At 45.6% G+C, this 3,050-nt stretch carries 2 protein-coding genes; one reads left to right on the forward strand and one right to left on the reverse strand.

The features are described 5' to 3' along the window. The first annotated feature begins 413 nt into the window (after positions 1-413). Positions 414-1,427, forward strand: coding sequence for a hypothetical protein (locus tag LJF34_RS28730; protein ID WP_231190412.1), 1,014 nt, complete (start codon positions 414-416; stop codon positions 1,425-1,427). Positions 1,428-2,324: 897 nt separating this feature from the next. Here the strand turns inward: LJF34_RS28730 and LJF34_RS28735 are convergent. Beyond that, the gene (locus tag LJF34_RS28735; protein WP_231190415.1) at positions 2,325-3,005 is read right to left on the reverse strand and encodes an IS6 family transposase; all 681 of its coding nucleotides are present in this window, start codon (positions 3,003-3,005) and stop codon (positions 2,325-2,327) included. Positions 3,006-3,050 lie beyond the last annotated feature (45 nt).

A 3,050-nucleotide genomic window follows, 5' to 3' on the forward strand; every position in this document is an offset into this window, starting at 1 on the left:
TATGTAGCGACATAGAATTTATAGATGTATGAATTGTTACGGTCGTACGATAGAGGGGTTATACCCTTGATCTACACTGGAAGTGGTGGTGTGTATTTTACTTCCGGTTAAATCCATAAGCGGAAGTAAACACACCCCGGGACCCCCACATCAATCTATGCGCAATCCGTAGCCGTTTGTCTCTCGACAAACCAATCTTGTTATCAAGAACCAGCCGCTTTCGACCGGTATGCGAGTTCTTGATAATCGTACCGCCGTTACTGGATTCTCTCCCCATTTATATTCTATCCTTATCATATAAAAATATAAATAAATACAAAAGCTTAAATATAAGAGAGTAATTCAAATAGAAAATTCAAATAATAATCCTCTTTAAGAAAAATTTAAATTGAATACGTACCAAATTTCTAACGATGGTTGACAAAAGAACCACATCAACTCGGCGTCGCACGCTAAAAATGATCACGACTAGTATGGGCATCTCAGCTATTCCATCAGTAAGTACTGCTAAAACACATCCACAGAAATATTCCGAGTTCAAAAGTAGACTAAACAAACTCAAATACATTCATGGTGATGTGAAGAATGTGGATGTAAAAGAAATTCACGAAGAGAAGCCAAAAAAGGTGAGAAAAACGCTCATTTTCGCGGATGGTCATGAAGAGACCATCTTTTTCGCTCAAAAAATAGGGAAGCCACACATTGCAACGTGGAACAATAATAAGTATCGTCTCACTATCGAGCCTGTAACCGACTTTGACCCAAAACAAATAACGCCGGCACTTCACCAGGAAGCACTTCAGGCTTCTTCGGACGGGCTTCCATCTACCGCTGAGGAGGCACAAGCATCTTCCGAGTGGCTTAACGTTACAATTGGTAACGATGAGATATTCACCTCTGCCACGCACGGGAGAGCTAAAACAAAGAACGACTGGTTAGGTACCGCAAAAGCTGATTACGATGGTACAGAGGGACAGTTTCTAACCAGAGCAACATTTCTTGGGATTCCAGGGGCATATACACAAACTTGGATAAGTCTCTATGTCAATAGCGCACCGGGAGAACCCAACGACAAACACGTGGATTTCGACATTTCCTCCTTCTGGGACGCTGGCTGGCTTGGCGCTGGTGGTTCCGGAGCATGGAAAGTTGGCGTCTACACATACGACTACGAATCTGGAACGTTTATTGACAAAGAGGTAGTTGATAAAGCTCAAGTTGCGCCAGCTGATTTCAGGGTGGATCACGGCAGCGATGTCACCACACTCGGTGTTAATGCGGAAGCCGGAAAGCATTATGGTATTGGCATCTACGCGGGGGGAAGTTCAGGATCTGTCGGTTTACAGTCCTCTACTGTCGATTTGTGGCCTGGAAATGACTTTGATGGAGGTGCTCGTTGGAGTTTGATTGACATGAATTGGAGTTAACTCCTCACACTCATTTCATATTTGAATGAGTATTGATTGTCAATATATGATGTTGTTTTCTCGAGCCCCCGTACTAGCGTTACAATCATATGCCACCATGAGAAATATTCTGTATAGGAGAGACACAGAATGACTAATCAAGCTCTACATAGAATCCTGATAGGAGTCCTCACAATAACACTGGTAGGTGCTATTGGGTCCTACCTCCTTTCATTCATTCCAGAAGGTTATCCTAAGATCCTCTTCGCAGTCACTTTTGCACTTCTTATCCCAGCAATTATTCTTCCACGATTTCTCAACCTTCGGTTTAAGACGAAACCTAGCCGGTATGGACTAGTCTTTCTAATAACGTTCATGATGACGACAATCATTCTACAGACATTCATTCCAGCAGATGCACTGGTTGCTGCATACTCAATTGCCGTTGCATTGGTGGTCACTCTCCCAGTGACATATTTTGTTGTCACGTATGACGTTGACCGACATTTGTTGAGTCAATCTGGCTAAAGTATTGATCGGCGTTGTCGTCAAGGGGGTTATCGTCTTTTCTGTAATTGGTGTGAATTGGTGTTTCGTCGGGTTTCTTTGTAGTCGGCACTCATTACTGGATTAGATCCATATTGTCCACATCACCCGAGGGAAATTCCCCCAGCGATGATTGTCTGCATGATTTACTATCTCATTTCATATGTACTCAATTAGCGTGGAGTCAATTTTCTACTCACTATCCTCCCAAGCAGAAGTAGACTCCATAGGCACTCTTGAGTCGATCACTGTGTATTTCGTGGCTCACATTTAACGAGCCAACTGGCGGTGATTTCGATGGTCAAATTCGACTGCTCCGAACAATCAGAGAAAGTAGTTTGCGTTCTGGGATTTCAGCGCGTTTGGCACTGTCTAGTTAAGCTCCTCCTCGACAGGTGTTCGGTTTTCAAGCGATTGATGCGGTCGCTGATGGTTATAGTAATGCACAAACTGCTCAAGCCACCGCTGAACGCTCGGCCGACTGCCCACCCACGAGGTATGGAAGCGGTCGATCCGCTGTTTGAGTGTGTGAAACCACTTTTCGATTAGGTTTCGCTCGGTATAGTCAAGGTGACCGCGCAATCCAATTCGAAAGAGGGCAGTCCGATAGCCGTAGCCATCAACGAGAAACACAGTGTCCGAAAGATCGTGTTTCTCGGCCAATCCAGACAGAAACGCAGCCGCTTGATCGGTCCCATGCCGATCAAATACTTTGACATCGAGCAGTAACTTTGTTTCTGTGTCTATTGCAGCGTACACCCAAGACCATTCGCCGTTGATTTTGACAGCGGTTTCGTCGACCGCGACCCGCGTCGGCGATGCCGACGGCGGGTCGGAAACGCTGTCAGAAACCCGATGAGCCCATTGAAAAATCGCTTGATGCGATCGTTTTACGCCGAGGAGCGCGAGAATTGCTTTTGTTTCTCTGAGCGAACAACCGGTCGCGTGGAGGCGGACGGCGAACGCCCTGACGGGTGTTGCCGTCCGCTCACGCTCCCAACATTCAAGCGTAGCCGTGTCTAAACACTTTTTGAGTAGGTTTGGGAGTAGCATCAATCACTAACTCTTCGACCTGCTCGTCCTTATCTAGACAGTGCT

It is taken from the genome of Haladaptatus sp. DYF46 (assembly GCF_021083305.1).
In the GTDB taxonomy this organism is placed as follows: Archaea; Halobacteriota; Halobacteria; order Halobacteriales; family Haladaptataceae; genus Haladaptatus.